The sequence below is a fragment of the Mycobacterium sp. P4_H6 genome (assembly GCF_056400845.1).
In genome coordinates this window covers 1-5,854 of record NZ_JBFUKN010000157.1, presented here as the reverse complement: position 1 = coordinate 5,854, position 5,854 = coordinate 1, and the positions used below count along the sequence as shown (strand labels likewise).

General features: G+C 67.6%; 5 protein-coding genes. 3 read left to right on the top strand and 2 right to left on the bottom strand.

Annotated elements, in window-relative coordinates; all coding sequences use genetic code 11:
* Window positions 1–9: 9 nt before the first annotated feature.
* A complete protein-coding gene (locus tag AC1DTF_RS31945) occupies window positions 10–525 on the top strand; it encodes a hypothetical protein (RefSeq protein WP_477476978.1) in 516 nt (171 codons plus the stop codon).
* Between the two features lie 3 nt (window positions 526–528).
* Here AC1DTF_RS31945 and pgi read toward each other — a convergent pair whose 3' ends face one another.
* Window positions 529–2,178 carry a glucose-6-phosphate isomerase gene (gene pgi, locus AC1DTF_RS31940; protein ID WP_477476977.1) on the bottom strand — a complete coding sequence of 550 codons (1,650 nt, stop codon included), beginning with the start codon at window positions 2,176–2,178 and terminating at the stop codon, window positions 529–531.
* Between the two features lie 50 nt (window positions 2,179–2,228).
* Between pgi and AC1DTF_RS31935 the strand changes: the two genes are divergently transcribed.
* On the top strand, window positions 2,229–3,677 hold the full coding sequence (locus AC1DTF_RS31935; RefSeq protein WP_477476976.1) for an NAD-dependent succinate-semialdehyde dehydrogenase: 1,449 nt from the start codon (window positions 2,229–2,231) through the stop codon (window positions 3,675–3,677).
* On the opposite strand, the gene AC1DTF_RS31930 is transcribed toward AC1DTF_RS31935, so the two are convergent.
* The gene (locus tag AC1DTF_RS31930) at window positions 3,674–3,931 is read right to left on the bottom strand and encodes a chorismate mutase (RefSeq protein ID WP_057168327.1); all 258 of its coding nucleotides are present in this window, start codon (window positions 3,929–3,931) and stop codon (window positions 3,674–3,676) included. The genes AC1DTF_RS31935 and AC1DTF_RS31930 overlap by 4 nt on opposite strands.
* Window positions 3,932–4,015: 84 nt before the next feature.
* Here AC1DTF_RS31930 and AC1DTF_RS31925 point away from each other — a divergent pair.
* A partial coding sequence (locus AC1DTF_RS31925) for a UvrD-helicase domain-containing protein (protein WP_477476975.1) occupies window positions 4,016–5,854 on the top strand: 1,839 nt, incomplete at its 3' end.

The following is a 5,854-nucleotide window of genomic DNA, read 5'->3' as shown; positions in this document are numbered from 1 at the left end:
GAGCAGGGCATTCTCGAGCGATACCAGAACTACCGCTCCCGCCGGGTGCTCAAGGCCGAACGTGCCTATGCCGAGGGGCTGCCCGGGTGGCGCACCCAGCGCCGACGCCGGCTCCTGGTCGCGCTCCTCATGGCGACGTTCGCGTTCATGGCTGTGGTCAGCCTGCTGTGCGCCCTCGGGGTCGACTGGGCGCCGCTGCTGTGGCTGCCCGCGTGCGTGGTGTACTTCCCGCTGCTGTGGGTGCTGCAGCTGGTGTCGGGACGGCGTGGCGATGCCGCCGCATCCGAGCTCGACGAGTTCGAGATCGCGCAACGCAACAGCGCACGTTCGGCAGGCCTGGCGGTGACGCAACTGCTGATGCTGGTGCCGATCTTCTATCTGATCTTCGGCGCCGTCATCACTGACGGCGCAGACCCCGACATGGCCTACGCCGGCGGCCTCATGGCGTTGACCGTCCTGCTCATCGGCGGAACGACGCCCGCGATGATCCTCGGCTGGACGCGCCCGGATCCGGAGCGGGAGTAGCCGTTACGCGCTGCGGCCGCGCTCGCTCCGGTAGTGCCGCACCAGGGCATCGGTGGAGCTGTCGCTCTGCTCGGCCGGTGCCGCGTCGTCGGTGAGCACCGGCAGCAGCGCCTTGGCCTGGGTCTTGCCCAGTTCCACACCCCATTGGTCGAACGAGTCGATGCCCCAGATCACACCCTCGGTGAAGACCTGGTGCTCGTAGAGCGCAATCAGCTGGCCCACCACCGAGGGCGTCAGTTCGGTCGCCAGGATCGATGTCGTCGGGCGGTTGCCCGGCATCACCTTGTGTGGCACCACATCGGCCGGGGTCCCTTCACCCGCGATCTCCTCGGCGGTCTTGCCGAATGCCAGCACCTGGGTCTGGGCGAAGAAGTTGCTCATCAACAGGTCGTGCATGCTGCCGGTACCGTCGGCGGTCGGCAGGTCGTCGGTGGGCTGGGAGAACCCGATGAAATCGGCGGGGATCAGCCGGGTGCCCTGGTGCAGCAACTGGTAGAACGCGTGCTGGCCGTTGGTTCCCGGTTCGCCCCAATAGATCTCACCGGTGTCGGTGGTGACGGGGGTGCCGTCGGCGCGCACCGACTTGCCGTTGGACTCCATCGTCAGCTGCTGCAGGTAGGCCGCGAACCGGGACAGGTCGTTCGAGTAGGGCAGCACCGCGCGGGACTGCGCGCCGAAGAAGTTGTTGTACCAGAGCCCGATCAGGCCGAGCAGCGCCGGCGCGTTCTCGGCCAGCGGTGCGGTGCGGAAGTGCTCGTCGACCAGATGGAACCCGGCCAGGAACTCCGCGAACCGTTCCTTGCCGATGACCGCCATCACACTCAGGCCGATCGCCGAGTCCACCGAGTACCGGCCGCCGACCCAGTCCCAGAAGCCGAACATGTTGTCGGTGTCGATGCCGAACTCGTCGACCAGCTTCTTGTTGGTGGACACCGCCACGAAATGCTTGGACACGGCATCATCGCCGAGCGTCGCGGTGAGCCAGCGCCGCGCCGCGGTGGCGTTGGTCAGCGTCTCCAACGTGGTGAACGTCTTCGAGGCGATCACGAAAAGCGTTGTCGCCGGGTCGAGACCGTCGAGTGTGGCGACCAGGTCGGCGGGGTCGACATTGGAGACGAACCGGGCCGAGATTCCGGCGTCGGCGTAATGGCGCAGCGCGTCGTACACCATCACCGGGCCCAGATCCGAGCCGCCGATCCCGATGTTCACGACGGTGGCGATGCGTTCGCCGGTGGCGCCCGTCCACTCGCCGGACCGCAGCCGGTCGGTGAAGGTGCCCATCGCGTCGAGCACCTCGTGCACGTCGGCGACGATGTTCTGCCCGTCGACCTCCAGCTCGGCGCCCTTGGGCAGCCGCAGCGCGGTGTGCAGTACCGCGCGGTCCTCGGAGGTGTTGATGTGGGTGCCGGAGAACATCGCGTCGCGGCGTCCCTCCAGGTCGGCGGCCCTGGCCAGATCGGCCAGCAGGCCCAGGGTTTCGCGCGTCACCCGGTGCTTGCTGTAGTCGATGTAGAGGTCGCCGACGGCGAGGGTGAGTTCGGTGCCACGGGCCGGATCCTCGGCGAAGAGCTCCCGAAGATTCTTCGACGCAACCGCGTCATGGTGGCGTTGCAGCGAATGCCATGCGGCCGTTTCGGTGATGTCAGCACTCATTCTTCTGACCTTAGTGCGGCGCCCGGATCGAGGGTGTACATGATGGATGTATGCGCATTGAAGACTTGATTTCATCCGTGCCCACCGGACTGTGGATCGGCGGTGAGGAGCGGGCAGGCTCGTCCACCTTCGACGTGCTCAATCCCGCGACCGACGAGGTCATCACCTCGGTGGCCGACGCGACCGCCGAAGACGGCATCGCCGCACTGGACGCCGCCGCGGCCGCGCAGGGCGACTGGGCCGCCACCCCAGCCCGCGAACGCGGCGAGATCCTGCGGTCGGTCTTCGAAACCCTCACCGCGCGAAGCGAAGACCTCGCCACCCTGATGACCCTGGAGATGGGCAAGGTGATCGCCGAGAGCCGCGGCGAGGTCAAGTACGGCGCCGAGTTCTTCCGCTGGTTCGCCGAGGAGGCGGTGCGCATCGCCGGCCGCTACACCCCGGCGCCGGCGGGCAACGGCCGCATCCTGGTCACCAAGATGCCCGTCGGCCCCTGCTACGCCATCACCCCGTGGAACTTCCCGCTCGCGATGGGCACCCGCAAGATCGGCCCGGCCCTGGCCGCCGGCTGCACCATGCTGGTCAAGCCCGCCCAGGAGACGCCGCTGACCATGCTGCTGCTGGCCAAGCTGATCGACGAGGCCGGCCTGCCCAAGGGCGTGCTGTCGGTGCTGCCGACCACCAAGCCCGGCGACCTGACCGGCGTCCTCATCGACGACGGCCGACTGCGCAAGCTGACCTTCACCGGGTCGACCGGGGTGGGCAAGGCCCTGGTGAAACAGTCCAGCGACAAACTGCTGCGCACCTCGATGGAACTCGGCGGCAACGCCCCGTTCGTGGTCTTCGACGACGCCGATGTCGACGCCGCGGTCGAGGGCGCCCTGCTGGCCAAGATGCGCAACGGCGGCGAGGCGTGCACCGCGGCCAACCGCTTCCACGTGGCCAACGCGGTGCGCGAGGAGTTCACCGACAAGCTGGTCAAGCGGATGAGCGAGTACACCCTGGGCAACGGCCTGGAGGATTCCTCGACGCTGGGCCCGCTGATCTCGGCCAAGCAGCTCGGCATCGTGGCCGATCTGGTTTCCGACGCGGTGTCGCGCGGCGCCGAGGTGGCGGTCGGCGGGGTGGCTCCGGGCGGACCCGGGCACTTCTACCCGGCCACCGTGCTGGCCGACGTGCCCGCCGATGCCCGCATCCTCAAGGAGGAGGTCTTCGGGCCCGTCGCGCCGATCACCGGGTTCGACACCGAGGAGGAGGGCATCGCCGCGGCGAATGCCACCGAGTACGGCCTGGCGTCCTACATCTACACGCAGTCCCTGGACCGGGCGCTGCGGGTCGCGGAGTCCGTGGAGGCCGGCATGGTCGGGGTGAACCGCGGTGTGATCTCGGATGCGGCCGCCCCGTTCGGCGGTATCAAGGAATCCGGGTTCGGTCGCGAGGGCGGTTCGGAAGGTATCGAGGAGTACTTGGAGACCAAGTACATCGCCTTCACGCCCTAATGGCCCAGTCGGCCGCGGCCGAGGCGTAACAGCAGCATGGCCAGGTCTTTGCCCTCCGGGCCGAGCTCGCTGTAGCGCTCGATGACCTTCATCTCCCGGCTGTGCACCAGCCTGGTGCCACCGGAGGCCATCCGGGCCTTGCCGATGATCCGGGAAACCTCGGTCCGGCGCTTCACCGCGGCCAGGATCGCGGCGTCCAGTTCGTCGATCTCCAGACGGAGATCGTCGATGTCGGCGGTGGGCTCGGGTAGCACGAACCGAGTGTGCCACCCGGCGCAGATTCGGTGCAAAGCCGGGTCACGGGGATGTCACCGTTCAGCGGTAGATTCGAGACCGAAATGACATCGCTTTCTCACGCACCAGCTCACGCGTCCGGTGGGGCCTCCGAAACCGACCAGCTGCTGGACGGGCTCAACCCGCAGCAGCGCCAGGCGGTACTGCACGAAGGGTCCCCGCTGCTCATCGTGGCCGGCGCCGGGTCGGGCAAGACCGCGGTGCTGACCCGGCGCATCGCCTACCTGCTGGCCGCCCGCGAGGTGGGCGTCGGCCAGGTGCTGGCCATCACGTTCACCAACAAGGCAGCCGCGGAGATGCGGGAGCGCGTCGTGGCCCTGATCGGGCCGCGCGCCCGCAGCATGTGGGTGTCCACGTTCCACGCCACCTGCGTGCGCATCCTGCGTAACCAGGCCTCGCTGCTGCCCGGGCTGAACTCCAACTTCTCCATCTATGACGCCGACGATTCGCGGCGGCTGCTCATGATGATCGCCAAGGACATGGGCCTGGACACCAAGCGGTACTCGCCGCGGTTGCTGGCCAACGGCATCTCCAACCTGAAGAACGAACTGATCGACCCCGATCAGGCCCTCGCCGATCTCACCGAGACCGCCGACGACATGTCCAAGACGGTGGCCTCGGTGTTCGGTGAGTACCAGCGCCGGCTGCGGGCGGCCAACGCGCTGGACTTCGACGACCTCATCGGTGAGACGGTCGCTGTGCTGCAAGCCTTTCCGCAGATCGCCCAGTACTACCGGCGGCGCTTCCGGCACATCCTGGTCGACGAGTACCAGGACACCAACCATGCCCAGTACATGCTGGTGCGCGAACTCGTCGGCGTGGAGACCACCCAGGACGGGGTGACACCGGGTGAGCTGTGCGTGGTGGGCGACGCGGATCAGTCGATTTACGCGTTCCGCGGCGCGACGATCCGCAACATCGAGGATTTCGAGCGCGACTACCCGAACGCGACAACGATTCTGCTGGAACAGAATTACCGTTCCACGCAGACCATCCTGAACGCCGCCAACGCCGTCATCTCCCGCAACGCCGGGCGCCGCGAGAAGCGGCTGTGGACAGATTCCGGTGAGGGCGAACTGATCGTCGGCTATGTCGCCGACAACGAACACGACGAGGCGCGGTTCGTCGCCGAGGAGATCGACGCGCTGGCCGACGGCCACCAGGTGAAGTACTCCGACGTGGCGGTCTTCTACCGGACCAACAACTCTTCGCGTGCGCTGGAAGAGGTCTTCATCCGCGCCGGCATCCCGTACAAGGTCGTCGGCGGAGTGCGGTTCTACGAGCGCAAAGAGATCCGCGACATCGTGGCCTACCTGCGGGTGCTCGACAACCCCGGCGATGCGGTGAGCATGCGGCGCATCCTGAACACCCCGCGCCGCGGTATCGGCGACCGGGCCGAGGCCTGCGTGGCGGTGTACGCAGAGAACACCGGCGGAAGCTTCAACGATGCCCTGCAGGCCGCCGCCGAGGGCCGGGTGCCGATGCTGAACACCCGGTCGGAGAAGGCGATCGCCTCGTTCACCCAGCTGCTCGACAGTCTGCGCGGCGGCCTGGACGGTGAACTCGGCGATCTGGTCGAGGCCGTGCTGGACCGCACCGGGTACCGGCGCGAACTCGAAGCCTCCAGCGACCCACAGGACCTGGCGCGGCTGGACAACCTGAACGAACTCGTCAGCGTCGCACACGAATTCAGCATCGACCTGGCCAATGCGCAGGCGTTACGCGACGAAGAGGGCATACCCGAGGACGAGGACGTGCCCGACACCAGCGTGCTGGCCCAGTTCCTGGAGCGGGTGTCGCTGGTCGCCGACGCCGACGGTATCCCCGAACACGAATCCGGTGTGGTCACCATGATGACGCTGCACACCGCCAAGGGCCTGGAG

What these genes read in the sequence shown, in the direction of transcription:
- AC1DTF_RS31935 (WP_477476976.1), top strand. Translation starts at nt 2,229, where the DNA reads ATGCGCATTGAAGACTTGATTTCATCCGTGCCCACCGGACTGTGGATC.
- pgi (WP_477476977.1), bottom strand. Translation starts at nt 2,178, where the DNA reads ATGAGTGCTGACATCACCGAAACGGCCGCATGGCATTCGCTGCAACGC.